The sequence below is a fragment of the Streptomonospora wellingtoniae genome, assembly GCF_031845375.1.
Taxonomy (GTDB): domain Bacteria; phylum Actinomycetota; class Actinomycetes; order Streptosporangiales; family Streptosporangiaceae; genus Streptomonospora; species Streptomonospora wellingtoniae.
Genome location: NZ_JAVREK010000005.1, coordinates 97,629 through 113,725, shown reverse-complemented (window position 1 = coordinate 113,725; position 16,097 = coordinate 97,629). Strand labels below are relative to the sequence as shown.

The window sequence follows — 16,097 nt, the reverse complement described above, 5'->3', positions numbered from 1 at the left end:
CATCGCCGCTGGAACGAACACATCGACGGCGGCGGTTAGCCCGCGCTCGCCGCTGGGAAGGCGTCCCCTCGGAGAACCGGGGAACCCTCCGCGGCGCCCTCGCGCGTGCGGCGAACGCACCGCTACCCACCAGCCCAGAAGGGGATGTAGCGCAATGACCTTGGCCGAACGGGAGACGCAGGTCGTCGAGCGCGTGCCCAAGCAGCTCTTCGCCGGCGGCACGTGGCGCGACGCGCGCAGCGGAGCGGTGTTCAAGGTCGAGGACCCCTCCACGGGGTCCGTGCTGTGCGAGGTCGCCGACGCCGGAACCGAGGACGGCTTCGCCGCTCTGGACGCCGCCGTCGCCGCGCAGCCCTCGTGGGCCAAGCACGCGCCGCGCGAGCGCGGTGAGATCCTGCGGCGCGCCTACGAGCTGCTCATGCAGCGCCAGGACGACCTCGCGCTGCTGATGACCCTGGAGATGGGCAAGCCCTTCGCGGAGGCCAAGGGCGAGATCGCCTACGCCGCCGACTTCCTGCGCTGGTTCTCCGAGGAGGCCGTGCGCATCGAGGGCGGCTACTCCCTCTCGCCCAACGGCCAGGCGCGCTTTCTGATCATGCGCCAGCCGGTGGGGCCCTCCATGCTGATCACGCCGTGGAACTTCCCCATGGCCATGGGCACGCGCAAGATCGGCCCGGCCATCGCCGCGGGCTGCACCATGGTCCTCAAGCCCGCACAGCAGACCCCGCTGTCCGCGCTCGCGCTGGCCGACATCCTGCGCGAGGCCGGGCTGCCCGAGGGCGTGCTCAGCGTGCTGCCCACCTCCGACGCGGGCGGGGTCACCGAGCCGCTGCTGCGCGACGGGCGCATCCGCAAGGTCTCCTTCACCGGCTCCACGGGCGTCGGCCGCAAGCTGCTGGAGCAGAGCGCCGACCAGGTATTGCGCACGTCCATGGAGCTCGGCGGCAACGCCCCGTTCCTGGTCTTCGACGACGCCGACCTCGACGCCGCCGTCGAGGGCGCCATGCAGGCCAAGATGCGCAACATCGGCGAGGCGTGCACCGCGGCCAACCGCCTCTACGTGCAGTCCGGCGTCGCCACCGAGTTCGCCCGCAAGCTCAGCGAGCGCATGGGCGCCCTCAAGCTCGGCCGCGGCACCGAAGACGGCGTCCAGGTCGGCCCGCTGATCGACGCCAAGGCCCGGGAGAAGGTGCAGAGCCTCGTCGACGACGCCGTGGGCCGCGGTGCCCGCGTGCTCGTGGGGGGCTCCGCCGGCGACGGCGACGGCTACTTCTACCGCCCCACGGTGCTGGCCGACGTACCGCAGTCGAGTGAGCTCTCCACCACGGAGATCTTCGGCCCGGTGGCCCCGATCATCTCGTTCGACACCGAGGACGAGGCGCTGGCCGCCGCCAACGACACCGAGTACGGCCTGGTCAGCTACCTGTACACGCGCGACCTCAACCGCGCCCTGCGGGTATCGGAGGCCCTGGAGACCGGCATGGTGGGGCTGAACCAGGGCATCGTCTCCAACCCTGCCGCGCCCTTCGGCGGCGTCAAGCACTCCGGCCTCGGCCGCGAGGGCGGCACCGTGGGCATCGAGGAGTTCCTGGAGACCAAGTACATCGGGGTCGGCGGCGTGTAGCCGCCGAGCCGGAGCGGTCCGGAGCCGGAGACAGAGCCGGAGACGGCGAGGGGGCGTCCGCAGCGTCGGGCGCCCTTTTCACTGCTCCTCGGCCGCCAGGCGGTCGAGTTCGGCGTGCAGCTCGCGGGCGAGCCGGCGCGCCCGCACCAGGCGCGCGGGGCGCCCGGTGTGCTCCGGTTCCTCCGCGCTCTGCGGCGGGTCCGGCGCGCTGTCGTGGGCCGCGCTGTCGGCACCCGCGGCGCCTGCGGTCCCGACGAAGGCGCTGTCCGGCGCGCTTTCGGCGAAGGCGGTGCCCGGATGCAGCCGCAGCTGCTCGGCCGACTCGTCGGCCTCGATATCGAACACCACTCGGTCCGAGCGGTGCCAGCTCTCGAACCACTCCAGCGGCGCGCCCTCGCGGTCGAAGGTGCTGCCTTCCAGCAGCAGCAGCGGCGCATCGGCGTGCACGCGCAGCGCGTCGGCGATGGCGGGGTCGGCCGGTACCGCGCGGACCTGGCGCCGCCCGGTGACGGGCCGTGCGCCGAAGCGGGACTCCAGCAGTCGGTGCAGCGACGCGTCGGTCAGCATGTCCGCGTCCAGCCCCGGCACCCGATCGGTCGGCAGCCACGTGCGCACGTACGACAGCGGGTCGCCCTCGACCGAGCGGACGCGCTCCAGCCGCAGCACCGCCCGCGTGCCCAGGTGGCGCGCGACGTGGGCGGGCGGGATGGCCGCCTCCTCCAGCCGGACGACCCGGGTGGCCAGGTCCAGTCCGCTGCGGGAGAACTGGTCGAACATCCCGGTGACGCGCTGCACCAGGCGCCGGTGCTCCACCTGGCCCATGGCCACCGCCGCGCGACCGGGGTCGCGGCGGATGGAGCCCTCCTCCTCCAGCGTGCCCAGCGCCTGGCGGACGACGCTGCGCGAGACGCCGAAGCGCTCCTGCAGGGCGGCCTCGCTGGGCAGGGTGTCGCCGGGCGAGATCGCCCGGTCGCGGATCTCGGCGCGCAGCTCCGCCGCGATCTGCGCGTACAGCGGGCGGGGATCGGACCGGTCGACGGACATGGTCGGCATTGTAGGGCTCAGGCGGCGGCCTGGGCGGTCTGCCAGATGTGGCCCCATCCCGGCGCCAGCTCCGCTGCGCGGCCGATGGCCAGCACCAGGCTGGACTCGCGGGCGATGCCCCGGCCGGCGATGTCGAAGGCGGTGCCGTGGTCGACCGAGACCCGCACCACCGGGAGGCCGACGGTGATGTTCACGCCGTCGTCCCCGTAGACCGCCTTGAACGGGGCGTGCCCCTGGTCGTGGTAGCAGACGGTGACCAGCTTCCACCTGCCCTGCACCGCCTGCGGGATGAGCGCGTCGGCCGGCAGGGGCCCGGACGCGTTGATTCCCGCCTCACGCGCCCGCTGGACCGCCGGCGCCAGCACATCGGCGTCCTCATCGCCGAACAGCCGGTTCTCTCCGGCGTGCGGGTTGAGCCCGGCCAGTCCGATGGGCTCGTCGGGGCGGCCCAGCGCCGCCGCGAACGCGCCCGCCAGGCGCAGCACCGCGTCGGTGCGCGCGGGGGTGACGAGCCGGATCGCCTCGGCCAGCGACACGTGGGTGGTCAGGTGGAAGAAGTACAGGTCTCCGGCCGACAGCACGAGGCTGAAGTTCTCGACACCGAACTCGTGGGCCAGCAGTTCGGTGTGGCCCGGCCAGGCGTGCCCGCCCAGGTGCATGGCCGCCTTGTTCAGCGGCGGGGTGACGATGCCGTCGACCTCCCCGCGCCGGGCGAGGTCGCAGGCCGCCATCACGTAGCGCGCGGCCCCGTCGCCGGCCTCGCCGCTCAGCTCGCCGTAGGGCAGGTGCCCCAGAGAGGGGCCGACCTGGACGACGTCGATGCGCTCGGGGTCGGCGCCGGCCCGCTCCGCAGACGCGACCGCGCGGACCCGCTCCGGGTCGCCGCCGGCCAGTCGGACGCCGGTCCGCAGCGAGTCGGCGTCGCCCACGACGACCGGGCGGCAGACCTCGCGGACCTCCGGATGGTTCAGCAGCGACTTCGCGGTGATCTCCGGACCGATCCCGGCGACGTCGCCGAGGGTGATCGCCAGGGTGGGTCGGGTCATGACCGGTACCTCCTGTGTCGGACCGCCGTGACGGCGGTGAGCAGTGCGTCGGGGGCGCCGAACCCCCCGGCCTTGGTGACGATGGGGCGGCCGTGCAGCCTCCCGCCGGAGAGGGTCCCGGCGGGAACGCCCGGGGCCACCTCTCCGGTGAGGGCGATGGCGGTGGCGCCGAGCGCTTCGGCGAGGGCGCGCGCGCCGTCGCCGCCGGTGACCACGAACCCCGACACCGGGTTCCGTACGGCGAGGCCGGCGGCCAGCGCGCCGAACCGGCGGGCGACCTCTGCGGGATCGAGCCCGCCGCCGCGCTCGTCGGGTGCGACGATCGCGAGCGCTTCGCCGGAGTCGGCCAGCAGTTCTTCGGTGGAGGCGCTCCACGCCGTCCACGCGGCGTCTCCGGCCAGGTCCGCGGCGGTACAGTGCCGGACGGGCAGGCTTTCGGAGAGCCGGGCGACCTGCTCGCGCGTCGCCGCGTGCAGGGACGTCACGACGACCAGCACCGGCGCCGGCGTCTCGGCCCTGGCCCAGGCCCGGCCCATCGGCCCGGCGAGGCCGGCCGAGCCGACCGGCACCGCGCGGCGGCCCAGGAGGGCGATCGCGGCGGCGAGGCACTCCAGGTCCGCTTGAGTACCGGCGTCGGCGACCACGATCGGCCCCGCCGCGCCGAGGCGTTCGGCGTCCGCCGCAGGGTCGGCGCCCTCCAGCCGCACGTGCGCGGCGCCGAGCAGGGTGGGGATGTGGCTTTCGCGGACGGGCGTGACGGGGTCGTCGCCGACCGGGGTGCGGGCCGCGGGGGTGCCCTCGACCAGCAGGACGCCGTCGGCGACGGTGCGCCCGGCTTCGGGGAAGGCGGGGCAGACCACGGCGACCGCGTCGGGCGACCACGCGCTGCGCGCGGCCTCCACTTCGGCGGCGAGCTGCCCGCGCAGGGTGGAGTCGACCTTCTTGTAGAGGCGGCGGGCGCCGCTGTGCCGGCGTACCCGCTCCCGGACGGCTGCAGCGGCGTCCTGGGCGGCCATCGCGCGCGAGTCGGTGCTGGCCGCGACCACGTCGGCGCTGCCGGCGCCGGGGCCTCCGCTGAGCAGCAGCTCGGTGGACCAGCCCGCGTGCAGGAAGCGCACGGCCGTGTCGCCGGCGCCGGTCAGGTCGTCGGCGACCATCGCGATGGCGTGGCCCGCATCCTTCTCGTACGTCACGGCTTCAAGGACTCCTTCCCGGCGGTCGCGCCCGGGGCGTCCGCGCTGCCGGCTTCGGCCGCGGCCTCCTCGGCACGGGCGCCGTTCGCTCCGCTGCGCTTGAGTGCCCATGAGGTCAGCATCGGCGCGAACACCGCGGTGACCAGAACGCACCCGGCGACCTGGGAGGCTGCGGCGCCGACGTAGTCCTGGAAGGCGGGGTCGGCCGCGGCGACGATCGCCGGTGTCGCGATGGAGTTGCCCGAGGTGGTCGCGGCAGCGAAACCGATGCCGCTCTCGCCGCCGCGGCGCAGCAGCAGCCGGTAGCCCAGGTAGACCAGCACGCCGGTGACGGGCGTGATCAGCAGGCCCAGGACGACGCCGCTGAGGCCGCCGGAGGCGACCTCGGCGAGGTCGATGCCGGTACCCAGCGCGAAGGAGAAGAACGGGATGACGATCGCGGGCACGGGCTCCAGCGTCCGGCGCCACCCGCCGTCGATGTTGCCGACGACCACGCCCAGGACGAAGGGGACCACGGCGGCGAGCAGGGACGTGAAGGGGATCTCGCCGAGCCCGGATGCGCCGATGAACAGCAGTGCGAAGAACGGGCCGTCGTTGATGGCGCCCGCGATGTAGGCGCCTCGGTCGCGGGCGCGCCCGTACTGGCCGGTCAGCGCCAGCCACAGGCCGCCGTTGGAGTTGGTCGTGGCGGCGAGCAGGGCGAGGATCGACACGCCGAACAGCCCGTCGGGGCCGGTCGCCAAACCCAGCGCGACGATGAGCAGCCCGGGGACGATGCTCTTGCCCAGCAGGACCACACCGATGGTGGCGAGGACGGGCCCGCCGGTGCGCATCGTGACCTGCGTGCCGGTGGCGAAGATGAGGAGCGCGATGAGTGGAAGCGCGCTGTCCTTGAAGAGCGCCGTGGTGAACCCGCCGATCTCCAGGGCGCCGGGGGCGAAGGTGCCCAGCAGCGAGCCCAGGATCAGCGGGATGAGCATGAGCCCTCCGGGCAGCCGGTTCATGGTCCCGAACAGCGGAACAAGCGTGCCATGGCCTTCGCGCACGACCGCTCCTCTCCGGGGCTGGGATGTGGTTGAAGCCCCGATGCTTGCTTCGCGAACGTATTGTACGGACAGATTGTACGTACAATTCTCTGCCGCTGCGACGCGAGGGTCGCGCGGGACGACACCACCGCGCTCCGGCTCCGGGCGTGGCTGTCGGCCGCGGGAGACCCGTGTCCAACCGGCCGGGCCGGGCGCGCCGCCGGGTGCCTCGCGGCGGGTGTGCGCGCGGTGCGGACCGGGGGTGCCTGCATCACGCGTCCGAACGCACGGTCGCGGCGGCCGCGCCCGCCCTGTGCACGGCGAGGCCCCGCGCCGCCCGTTCGGGGAGGGGCGCCGCGGGGCCGCGGGAAGGCACGCGCGGTCGGGGAGCCGGAACCCTACGGCGAGCAAAGCGTGGTGTCCCGCCGGGACCGGGTACCGCAGGGCGCCGACGGGGGCGCCGGAACGATGCCTAGCAAGAGACTTGCGGGGCGCCGGGCTCGGTGCTTCCTGCCAGGCGAGCGAGTGGCGCAGGCGCGGAGTGCCATCGGGTGGCGCTCGGCCGACCGGCGGACGGCTCGCGCGACGCGTCGTCGGCGGCTGCGGTGCGGCGGGCGGGCGCGGCGCCACGTCTCACGCGGTGCGGCGGGCGGGCGTCTGGCGCCCGCCCGCCGCCGGGGAGCGGGCCCCGTCGGCGGTCGGCGGGCCAGGCCGCTCAGCCCCGACTCGCGAGCCGGCGGCTGACCGGTCAGTCGCCGGCCGCCGGGGCACCGCCGATCGCCGATCGGCTGGTCGTCGCGTTGATGCGCTCGACGGTGTCGAGCATGTGCGACTCGATGAGGGAGAGCAGCCGCTTCTCGTCGCCCTCCGTTATGGCGTTCAGCAGCTTCTGGTGCTCGTCGACGAGTTCGGCGGCTTCGGGATAGACGTCCTGCATCACCGTCAGGCACATGCGGGTCTCCACGAGCAGCGTCTGCCCCATGCGCTCCAGCCGCCGGTTGCCCGAGCAGCTCACCAGGGTCTGGTGGAAGGCCTGGTCGGCGTCGCTCATCTCGGTGCGGTCGCCGGTCTCGGCGGCCTCGGCCAGGCGGTCCAGCGAGCCGGTCAGGCGCGCCAGCGCCTCGCCCCGGTTGCCGCGCATGATCAGCTCGCAGGAGGCGCGCTCCACCGCGAGGCGCGCCACGTAGATGTCGCGGACGTCTTCGGCTTCGAGCTCGCGGACGAACAGGCCGCGGTGGCGCTCGCTGCGCAGCAGCCCCTCCTGCACCAGCCGCTGCATCGCTTCGCGGAGGGGGCCCCGGCTCACCCCCAGCTGCGCCGCGAGGTCCGTCTCGCCCAGCTGGTCGCCGGGCGCCAGGTGGCCGTACATGATCGCCGAGCGGAGCTGGTCGGCGATCAGCGCGGCGGTGGACCTCCGCGGCACGGGTTCGAGCCCGCTGTGGGAGTTCATGGCATCCGTACTCCTCTCGTCCTCACGTTCCGTCGTTCGCCGGGTGCCCGCCGCAGCGCCGCGGCGGGCACCCGGGGGTCAGCGTTCGGCCGCGGCGGCTGCACCGGCCCCTGCGCGGAACAGCGTGCCGAGCCCGTCGCGGGGCGCGGCGGCGCCCGCAAGGCGCAGCCCTTCCCACACGCTGACCTGGTTGGCGGTCAGCACGGTCTTGCCCAGCCGCTCCTCCAGGGCGTCCAGGATCGCCGCGCTGTGCAGCGCGGTGTCGGGCACCAGGACGGCCTCGGCCTCGGGGTGGTCGCCCGCCGCGACCCACTCCAGCACGTCGTCGGCCTCCAGAGTGCCGACCTCGGCGGCGGTGACGATACCCCGACCCGCCCACGCGACGACGTCGATCCCGGCGGTGCCGAGGAACTCCACGAAGCGCTCGGCGACGTCCTCCGGGTAGCTGGCGGCGATCGCGACGCGGCCGATCCCCAGCGTCTTCAGCGCGTTGACGAACGCGAACGACGTGCTGGAGGCCGGTGCGCCCGCCTCGTCGCCCACAGCCTCGGCCTGGGCGCGGGCGCCCTCCCGGCCGAAGACGAAGCTCCCGCTGGTGCAGGCCCACACGGCGGCGTCGACCCCGCGCGCCCGCAGCTCGCGGGCGCCCTCGCCGAGGACGTCGGAGCCGCCCACGTCCAGCAGCGCGTCGACCCGGTGGGCGTCCTCGCGCATCAGGGTGTGCACGAGGTGCAGTCGGACGTCGCCGCCCAGCAGCTCCTCGAACACCGGGTAGTCGTCTTCGGCGCTGTAGCCGGGGTAGAGGAACCCGATACTGGCCATCTGCGTACACCTCCCCTTCCAGGGCTCGCTGTCGTTGGGTCCGGCCTTCATGCGGCGTTGCTGCGGGCGGTGGCGTCGACGAGGTGCTGGCCGTGGGCCACCGGCTGCCGGCCCACGGCCTGCAGCGCGGCCCACATGGTCACCTGGTTGGCGGCGATCACCGGCTTGCCGAGCATGCGCTCCAGCGGCGCGATGATGTCGTAGGTGAGCACGTTCGTGCAGCTGATGAACACGGCTTCGGCGTCGGGCCGGTCGGCGTCGCGCACCGCCTGCACGACTTCGGAGTAGGTGGTCTTCCAGATGTGGCCCAGCAGGCCCAGGCCGACGCTGGAGGTGGACTCGATCCCGTGCTCGGACAGGTAGTTGAGCAGCCGCTCGGTGACGCTGTCGACGTAGGGCGTCACTACCGCGATGCGGTGCACGTCCAGTGCCTCCAGCGCTTGGATCGTCGCCCCGGAGGTGGTGACCGCGGCGGGCGCGCCCGCGTCCAGGATGCTCTGGCGCAGGCGCTGCTGCCCCTCGGCGCCGTGCACGAAGCTGCCCGACGCGCACGCGTAGCCGACCACCAGCGGTTCGGGGGCCAGCAGGTTGCGGGTCGCCCGCGACACGTCGTCGCCGTCGCACAGCGCCGAGGCCTGGTCGACGGTCACCGGCACCGGGACGAACGGCAGCCGCGTGACGTAGAGCGAGACGTCGTCGGGCGCCCAGCGCCACAGTTCGCGGTCCAGCGCGAAGTCGTAGGGGGCGACGATGCCCACGCCCGACTGCCACGGGGTCTCGGCCAGGGCGGAGAGCTCCACCACGTCGGCGGAGCCCGCAGGCGTGGACCCGTTCGCGTCCGTGCCGGGGTCGGGGGCGGTCTCAGGGTGCTTGAGGAGGACCCGCTCTTCCTGTTCGCCGCCGTTCACCGGGTCTCCGGCGGTCCGATCGGTCCGCATTGGTCACTCACCTCCTTCTCTGCGTGTTATCGGTTTCGGGGCCGCGGGTGCGCGGCCCCCGGGGGAGGCGCCGGAGCGCTGTCAGCTAGTCCTCCAAACGCCGGTAGGTGAGGCGTTCTCCGATCGCGCCGGAGCGCCAGACGTCGTGGCAGGCCTCGGCCATGGGGCCCAGGCCCTCGACGATGCTGGCGTAGACGTTGCCCGGCACCCAGCCGACGTCGCCGTTGAGCAGCAGGTTGTTGCGGCCGTAGAAGATGGCGAGGTCGATGACGCCCGGCAGGTGGTCGATGCCCTTCTCCTCCTTGAAGCGGCGGTCGAGCATGCCGCCGGGGAAGGAGAAGTAGACGACGTCGCCGGGGATGGGGGTGACCGTGGGGTTCTCCTGGCCGGGCTCCTCGGGGGCGAACCGGGGGACCATGGCGTAGACCTCGTTGCGGGCGTACTTGGCGTGGTAGATGTCGCTGCCCTGGGGGAGCGCCTCCCACACCGCGTCGCAGGTGCGCGGGGCGTCCTTCTCGAGCAGTTCGGCCACGCAGGAGACGCCGCGCTTCTCCAGGCTGATGGTCATGTACCTGGGCATCGTCGGTTGGGCCTTTCTAACTGGGCACCGTGACGCACCGCCGAGGACACGGGTCGGGCGTTCCCGGGCGGGAGGTGGGACGGGGCTGGGGCCGGCCGGCTCGGGAGGTCGGGTGCGGATCCGCCGCGGCGGGGCGCGGCGGGCGGTCGGCCGATCATAGGACTTATCGTGGTTCTCAAGCGGTGAGGCTCTGTCCCGCAGCCGCCCGTGGCGGGCGCCGCCGGTTTGTCGAGTCGTGTCAACTTGTCAACGCGCAGTCCCCGATCCCCGGCGACGCGACGCGATGCGGGGCATCAGGTTCGACGGTGCTGATTGTCGACAATCATACGATCGTAAAGCCCGACAGGGCAACGTTCGGGCGGGTTGGCGTGTTACGTCGCCGCGCCTTCGCGGTGCCGCGCCGGTGCCGCTCCCTGTGGCAGCGGGGCGGCGTCCCGGAGCTTTCCGTCGGGCCGGCGAGGGTGCGCGGCGCCCGCAGATCGACCCTGCTCACCACCGCCCCGTCAACTTCCCGCATATTGTTGACAATCCTACGGGCTCTGCCTAGCGTTTCAACCGCATCGCGGTCCCCGGCCATTGGACGGCGGTGATCGCGGGTAGGCAGAGCAGCGAAACCGCTTGGCCGACCACGTCTGTTGAACCCGGAGCCGCTCGCAGTGACACCCCTCAACAAGCCGCAGACCCACCTCGCCGTCCTGCACGGCGGTGAGCTGCCCCCAGGCAGCGCGCGCCTCGACGACCACCCCGGGCTCGCGTCCGTGCGCTACGCCACCGCCGACCACCTCGGCGAGGTCCTGCCCGGCGCCGACGCCCTGTTCGTCTGGGACCTGTTCTCCGAGGCGCTGGAAGCCGCCTGGCCCAAGGCCGACAGCCTGCGCTGGGTGCACGCCGCCACCGCCGGAGTCGACAACCTGATGTTCGACGGCCTCGTCGGAAGCGACGTGGTCGTGACGAACTCCCGCGGCGTCTTCGACGAGCCGATGGCCGAATACGTTCTCGGCCTGGTGATCGCCTTCGCCAAGGACCTGCCCGCCACGCTCGGCCACCAGAGCCGCCGCGAGTGGCGCCACCGCGAGACGGAACGCGTCGGCGGCAAGCACGCCCTGGTGATCGGTACCGGGCCCATCGGCCGCGCCATCGCCCGCCGGCTGCGCGCCGTCGGCATGACCGTCGAGGGCGCCGGCCGCACCGCGCGGCCCGAGGATCCCGACTTCGGTACCGTCGTCGAAGCCTCCCTGGACACCGCCGCCCCCGGACTGGCCGAGGCGCTGCCGCGCGCCGACTACGTCGTACTGGCCGCGCCGCTCACCGACGCCACCCGCGACCTCGCCGGCGCCGCCTTCCTCGCGCGCATGCGGTCCGGCGCCCGGCTGATCAACGTCGGCCGCGGCCAGCTGGTCGACGAGGACGCGCTCGTGCGCGCCCTGCACGCCGGCTCGATCGCCGGGGCCGCGCTCGACGTCGCACGCACCGAGCCGCTGCCCGCGGCATCCCCGCTGTGGGACGCCCCTGGCGCCCTTGTGTCACCGCACATGTCCGGCGACGTCGTGGGCTGGCTGGACGAGCTTGTCGGCCTCTTCACCGACAACCTGGACCGCTTCCTCGGCGGAAGCCCGCTACGCAACGTCGTCGACAAGCGGCGCGGGTACGTCTCCGGTCCCTGACACCGCCCTGGACCCGCCGGGGTCCGCGCTCCGCCCACCACGTGCCGACGTCAGGAAGGACTGAGATTGAGTACCAAGTTCGAGGGGCTGGACCAGGGCGACGCTGAGGCGCCGCGCGACGAGGAGGGCGCCGCCTCCGCGCAGGCCGACTCGCCCGCCTGGATGCCGGCCACCGAGCTGCTCGGGGCCTACGCCCGCGGCGAGCTGTCACCGGTGGAGGCCACCGAGGCCGTTCTGGAGGCCGTCGAGCGCGGCAACCCCGCGCTGAACGCCTTCTGCCTGGTCGACGCCGAGGCCGCGCGCGAGGCCGCGCGCGGGTCCGAGGAGCGCTGGCGCAGCGGCGAGCCGCTCGGCCGCCTCGACGGCGTGCCGACGTCGATCAAGGACATCATGCTGACCCGCGGTTGGCCCACCCTGCGCGGATCGCTCAACACCGACCCGGACCAGACCTGGGCGGAGGACTCCCCGGTGGTGGCGCGGCTGCGTGAGGAAGGCGCGGTCTTCGTCGGCAAGACCACCACACCCGAGATCGCCTGGAAGGGCGTCACCGACAGCCCGCTGTACGGCGTGACCCGCAACCCCTGGGACCTCGACAAGACCCCCGGCGGCTCCAGCGGCGGCGCTGCGGCCGCCGTGGCCGCGGGCATGGGCCCCCTGGCGACGGGCACCGACGGCGGCGGGTCGGTGCGCATCCCGGCCAGCTTCTCCGGCATCTTCGCGATCAAGCCCACCTGGGGCCTGGTTCCGCACTACCCGGCCAGCGCCTTCGGCAGCCTTGCCCACTCCGGACCGATGACCCGCACCGTCGCCGACGCGGCGCTCATGCTCGACGTCATCGCCCGGCCCGACTACCGCGACTGGGCCCGGCTGCCCTCGCCCGCCTACTCCTTCGCCGAGTCGCTGGAGACCCCCGTGCGCGGGCTGCGCATCGCCTACAGCCCGGCGCTGGGCCACCTGTCGGTCGACCCGGAGGTCGCCCGCATCGTCGCCGACGCGGCCGCGGCGTTCGAGGAGCTCGGTGCGGTGGTCGAGCAGGCGGATCCCCCGATCCCCGAGTCGCTCGAACACTTCCAGATCCTCTGGTACACCGGCGCCGCCAAGGCCACCGAGGCCCTCGGCGACGCCCAGCGGGAGCGGCTCGACCCCGGCCTGCGGGAGATCGTCGAGGAGGGCCTGACCTACTCCGCGCAGGACTACCTGACCGCCATGGCCACGCGGATGTCCATGGGCGAGGCGATGGGGCGGTTCCACCGGGAGTACGACCTGCTGCTGACCCCTGCCATGCCCGTCCCCGCCTTCGAAGCGGGCCTGGAGGCGCCCTCCGGCTGGGGCGAGCGCCGCTGGACCTCCTGGGCCGGCTTCAGCTACCCGTTCAACATGACCCAGCAGCCGGCAGCGAGCGTGCCGTGCGGCTTCACCGGGTCCGGCCTGCCGGTGGGCCTGCAGGTCGTCGGCCCGCGCCACGGCGATCCGCTGGTCATGGCGGCCTGCCGCGCGTTCGAGACCGCGCGGCCCTGGGCGCACCTGCGTCCCTGACCTGGGCGCACCTGCGCCCCTGAGGGGGAGGAGTTCAGCGCCCGGTGCGCCCGCCCGCGCACCGGGACTTTCGTCCCGGACGTTTCATGGCTTTCGGCGGTGCTTGTCCTTCGGTCGGCGGCTACCGTCGTACACGGGCAGGAACAGCGAGCGAAACGAGGCGTCGATGACGACCGCAGGTGCGCGGGGCGCGGAATCCGGGCCCGACTCCATCCGCGTCTTCCTGGTCGACGACCACGAGGTGGTCCGGCGCGGAGTGGCCGCCATGCTGGAGAGCGAGCCGGACATGGAGGTCGTCGGCGAGGCGGGCACCGCCGAGCAGGCGCTCGCCCGCATTCCGCTCGCCGCACCCGACGTCGCGATCCTGGACGTGCGGCTGCCCGGCGGGTCCGGTGTCGGCGTCTGCCGCGAGGTCCGCTCCGACCACCCCGCCATCGCCTGCCTGATGCTGACGTCCTTCGCCGACGACGACGCGCTCTACGACGCGGTGATGGCCGGCGCCGCGGGCTACGTCCTCAAGCAGATCCACGGCGCCGACCTCGTCGGCGCCGTGCGCACCGTCGCCGCCGGAGGGTCGCTGCTGGACCCGGCCAGCGCCGGGCGCATGCTGGACCGGCTGCGCGAAGGGCCGCCCGAGCCCGACCCGCTGGCCGAGCTCAGCCCGCAGGAGCGCCAGATCCTCGACCTGATCGGCGAGGGGATGACCAACCGGCAGATCGGTGAGCGGCTGTACCTGGCGGAGAAGACGGTCAAGAACTACGTGTCCAGCCTGCTGTCCAAGCTGGACCTCAAGCGCCGTACGCAGGCGGCGATCCTCGTCGCGGAGCTGCGCAGCAAGCGCCGCTGAGGCCGGCCGCTCGCGACCAGCGTTGATCTTGTAGCTATCGCAAATGGCAATCGCTTTCCTTAACGATAGCTACAAGATCAACGGGGTTCGGTGCGCTTGCTCAGGCGGGCACTCGGGCGCTGCCTTGGCGGCGGCTGTGCAACGGGACGCTCCAGCGCAGCGTGGTCCCCTTGCCGGGCAGCGGATCGACGGTGAACTCACCGCCCAGCGACAGCGCCCGCTCGGCCAGGTTGCGGAGCCCGCTGCGCCGGCCGTCCTCGGGGATGCCGCGCCCGTCGTCGTCGACCTGCAGGGTCAACCGCTCATCGGCCTGGACCGACACGTGCACCTCGGAGGCGCCGGCGTGCCGCGCGACGTTGGACAGCGCCTCGCCCAGCACGGCCAGCAGTTGCTCGCCGACCTCCTCGGGCACCGACGTGTCGATCGATCCCTCCAGCCGCACGCCGGGTTGGCAGCCCAGCGAGCGCGCGCTGCCCTCGGCGGCGGTCAGGATCCGGTCGCGCAGCGACGTGTGCTGGGGCTGCGACGGCAGCTGCAGCGCGAAGACGGTCGAGCGGATCTCGCGGATGGTCTCGTCCAGATCGTCGATGGTGCGCTGAACGCGGTCCCCGGCCTCGGCGTCGCCGATCAGCCGGACCGTGCTCATCAGCGTCATCGCCGAGGCGAACAGCCGCTGGATCACCACGTCGTGCAGGTCCTTGGCGATGCGGTCGCGCTCCTCCAGCACCACCAGCCGCTCGGCGTCGCGGCGGGCCTCCGCCAACTCGAGCGCCACCGCCGCCTGCGCGGAGAAGGCGTCGATCATCCGCTGCGTGGCTTCGTTGAAGGGGGAGCGGGCGCTCATCTTGCCCAGCAGCAGCACGCCGCGGGTGTGCTCGGGGGTGCCGATCGGCACCAGCAGACCGGGGCCGAAGCCGCGGTGGGTCAGCATGGGGCACTTGGCCTGGCGCAGGTCGGAGATGGTGGCCGGCGCGCCGTTGCGGTAGACCCAGCCGCACTTGGTGTCCTCCATCGTGACCGGGCTGCCGATGACCTGCTCGGCGACCGGGCCGTCGGCGATCTCGGCCACGAGGTCGCGCTCGCGCGAGTCGGGCAGTAGCACGATCGCGACGTCGGCGTCGGACATCTCGCGCGACTGCTGTGCGAGGTAGCCGAGCACCTCGTCGCTGTCGGCGCCGGAGAGCAGCCGCGTGGTGACCTCGGTCGACGAGGCCAGCCAGCGCTCGCGCAGCCGGGTCTCCTCGTACAGCCGGGCGTTCTCGATCGCCACGCCGGCCGCGGTGGCCAGCGCGGTCACGATGGCCTCGTCCTCCTCGTCGAACTCCCCGCCGTTGCGCTTCTCAGTGAGGTAGAGGTTGCCGAACACCTCCTCGCGCACCTGGACGGGGACGCCGAGGAAGGACCGCATCTCCGGGTGGCCCTCGGGCATGCCGCGGTACTCGGGGTGGTCGGTGAGGTCGCGCAGGCGCAAGGCGGAGCGGTCCCGGGTGGGTACGGAGAGGATGCCCATCCCCAAGGGGAAGACGTGCATGCCGTCGGTCTGGTCGGTGCTCAGGCCGACGGGGATGAACTCGGCGAAGTTGCCGGCCTCGTCCAGCACGCCCAGCCCCGCGTAGCGGGCGTCGACCAGGGTGGCGGCGGCCTCGGTCAGCCGGCGCAGCACGGTCGCGAGGTCGAGGTCGCTGCCGATGGACAGGACGGCTTCCAGCAGGGAGTGGACGCGGTCGCGCGTGGACAGCGCCGATTCCAGTCGGACGTGGAGTTCGGAGATGAGCTCGTCCAGACGCATCTTGGGAAGCAGCGAGCGTTCCGGGATGTCAGACATCGGATGCACACCTCCGGGTGCATACGTTATCGCGGAGTGCGATCGTCGTCGCCGGAAACGGCGGATTCCAGGGACGCGCCAGCGGGAGGCGGCTGAGGCGGCAACCGGCGAACAGACGTGACTAGGAGTCGGGGGTCGCAGGACAACGCGTGGACGGCGCGGAGGACGACGGGCCGAGGGCCCCGTCCCCGTCACGCATCCGGGCGACGCTCGAGCGGGGGCCTCGGCGTGCCGAAGATCCGGACGCCCGGTAGTCGGCAGGATACGGCACGCGCCGCGGAGAATCATTCGCAAACGGTCGGCAGCCGCGGCCCGGGATGCGTACGGGCGGCGGCCGGGCCCGGTGCCGCGGCCGGTGCCGACGCGGTACCGCCCGCCTCTCGGTGCGCTGCGCGGTCGGTCCGCTGTTCAGGAGCCCGTCCTCGCGGGTGTTCCGGCGCCCGCCGGCTCGGTCGGGGACTTGATCGGCCAGGGGTACAGATCCGGGAATGACGACGGGCGAC

13 protein-coding genes are annotated in these 16,097 nt (G+C 73.3%); 4 read left to right on the top strand and 9 right to left on the bottom strand.

The genetic code is table 11. From position 1 onward, the window contains the following. Positions 1-154: 154 nt before the first annotated feature. Positions 155-1,624, top strand: coding sequence for an NAD-dependent succinate-semialdehyde dehydrogenase (locus RM446_RS07050; protein WP_398694628.1), 1,470 nt, complete (start codon positions 155-157; stop codon positions 1,622-1,624). A gap of 78 nt (positions 1,625-1,702) precedes the next feature. On the opposite strand, the gene RM446_RS07045 is transcribed toward RM446_RS07050, so the two are convergent. The 8 genes from RM446_RS07045 to RM446_RS07010 all read right to left on the bottom strand — a co-directional run bounded on the left by RM446_RS07045 (position 1,703) and on the right by RM446_RS07010 (position 9,710). Further along, positions 1,703-2,677: a GntR family transcriptional regulator gene (locus RM446_RS07045; RefSeq protein ID WP_311544344.1), complete on the bottom strand. Its 975-nt coding sequence runs from the start codon at positions 2,675-2,677 to the stop codon at positions 1,703-1,705. A gap of 8 nt (positions 2,678-2,685) precedes the next feature. Next, the gene (gene pdxA, locus RM446_RS07040) at positions 2,686-3,714 is read right to left on the bottom strand and encodes a 4-hydroxythreonine-4-phosphate dehydrogenase PdxA (protein WP_311544343.1); all 1,029 of its coding nucleotides are present in this window, start codon (positions 3,712-3,714) and stop codon (positions 2,686-2,688) included. Beyond that, positions 3,711-4,907, bottom strand: a complete 1,197-nt coding sequence (locus RM446_RS07035) for a four-carbon acid sugar kinase family protein (RefSeq protein ID WP_311544342.1) — start codon at positions 4,905-4,907, stop codon at positions 3,711-3,713. The genes pdxA and RM446_RS07035 overlap by 4 nt, the downstream gene beginning before the upstream one ends. Beyond that, positions 4,904-5,953 (bottom strand): 2-keto-3-deoxygluconate permease, encoded by a 1,050-nt coding sequence (locus tag RM446_RS07030; protein ID WP_311544341.1) that lies wholly within the window; start codon positions 5,951-5,953, stop codon positions 4,904-4,906. The genes RM446_RS07035 and RM446_RS07030 overlap by 4 nt, the downstream gene beginning before the upstream one ends. A 727-nt stretch (positions 5,954-6,680) precedes the next feature. Then, positions 6,681-7,382 (bottom strand): GntR family transcriptional regulator, encoded by a 702-nt coding sequence (locus tag RM446_RS07025; RefSeq protein ID WP_311544340.1) that lies wholly within the window; start codon positions 7,380-7,382, stop codon positions 6,681-6,683. A 78-nt stretch (positions 7,383-7,460) separates the two neighbouring features. Continuing rightward, on the bottom strand, positions 7,461-8,204 hold the full coding sequence (locus tag RM446_RS07020; RefSeq protein ID WP_311544339.1) for a maleate cis-trans isomerase family protein: 744 nt from the start codon (positions 8,202-8,204) through the stop codon (positions 7,461-7,463). Positions 8,205-8,251: 47 nt separating this feature from the next. Then, a complete protein-coding gene (locus RM446_RS07015; RefSeq protein ID WP_311544337.1) occupies positions 8,252-9,142 on the bottom strand; it encodes a maleate cis-trans isomerase family protein in 891 nt (296 codons plus the stop codon). An 85-nt stretch (positions 9,143-9,227) separates the two neighbouring features. Continuing rightward, the gene (locus RM446_RS07010) at positions 9,228-9,710 is read right to left on the bottom strand and encodes a DUF3830 family protein (protein ID WP_311544336.1); all 483 of its coding nucleotides are present in this window, start codon (positions 9,708-9,710) and stop codon (positions 9,228-9,230) included. A gap of 668 nt (positions 9,711-10,378) precedes the next feature. Here RM446_RS07010 and RM446_RS07005 point away from each other — a divergent pair. The 3 genes from RM446_RS07005 (at position 10,379) to RM446_RS06995 (ending at position 13,769) form a co-directional block, all read left to right on the top strand. Then, the gene (locus RM446_RS07005) at positions 10,379-11,386 is read left to right on the top strand and encodes a D-2-hydroxyacid dehydrogenase (RefSeq protein WP_311544335.1); all 1,008 of its coding nucleotides are present in this window, start codon (positions 10,379-10,381) and stop codon (positions 11,384-11,386) included. A 66-nt stretch (positions 11,387-11,452) separates the two neighbouring features. Further along, positions 11,453-12,922, top strand: coding sequence for an amidase (locus RM446_RS07000; RefSeq protein WP_311544334.1), 1,470 nt, complete (start codon positions 11,453-11,455; stop codon positions 12,920-12,922). Between the two features lie 166 nt (positions 12,923-13,088). After that, complete coding sequence (locus tag RM446_RS06995) at positions 13,089-13,769, top strand: response regulator transcription factor (protein ID WP_311544333.1); 681 nt, start codon at positions 13,089-13,091, stop codon at positions 13,767-13,769. 100 nt (positions 13,770-13,869) lie between these two features. Here the strand turns inward: RM446_RS06995 and RM446_RS06990 are convergent, their stop codons facing one another. Next, positions 13,870-15,594: a sensor histidine kinase gene (locus RM446_RS06990; protein WP_311544331.1), complete on the bottom strand. Its 1,725-nt coding sequence runs from the start codon at positions 15,592-15,594 to the stop codon at positions 13,870-13,872. Between the last annotated feature and the right edge of the window lie 503 nt (positions 15,595-16,097).

Bases quoted from the DNA above. Each gene is read 5' to 3' on its own strand.
- RM446_RS07050 (WP_398694628.1), top strand. From the start codon at position 155: ATGACCTTGGCCGAACGGGAGACGCAGGTCGTCGAGCGCGTGCCCAAG.
- RM446_RS07045 (WP_311544344.1), bottom strand. From the start codon at position 2,677: ATGCCGACCATGTCCGTCGACCGGTCCGATCCCCGCCCGCTGTACGCG.
- pdxA (WP_311544343.1), bottom strand. From the start codon at position 3,714: ATGACCCGACCCACCCTGGCGATCACCCTCGGCGACGTCGCCGGGATC.
- RM446_RS07025 (WP_311544340.1), bottom strand. From the start codon at position 7,382: ATGAACTCCCACAGCGGGCTCGAACCCGTGCCGCGGAGGTCCACCGCC.
- RM446_RS07020 (WP_311544339.1), bottom strand. From the start codon at position 8,204: ATGGCCAGTATCGGGTTCCTCTACCCCGGCTACAGCGCCGAAGACGAC.
- RM446_RS07015 (WP_311544337.1), bottom strand. From the start codon at position 9,142: ATGCGGACCGATCGGACCGCCGGAGACCCGGTGAACGGCGGCGAACAG.
- RM446_RS07010 (WP_311544336.1), bottom strand. From the start codon at position 9,710: ATGACCATCAGCCTGGAGAAGCGCGGCGTCTCCTGCGTGGCCGAACTG.
- RM446_RS06995 (WP_311544333.1), top strand. From the start codon at position 13,089: ATGACGACCGCAGGTGCGCGGGGCGCGGAATCCGGGCCCGACTCCATC.
- RM446_RS06990 (WP_311544331.1), bottom strand. From the start codon at position 15,594: ATGTCTGACATCCCGGAACGCTCGCTGCTTCCCAAGATGCGTCTGGAC.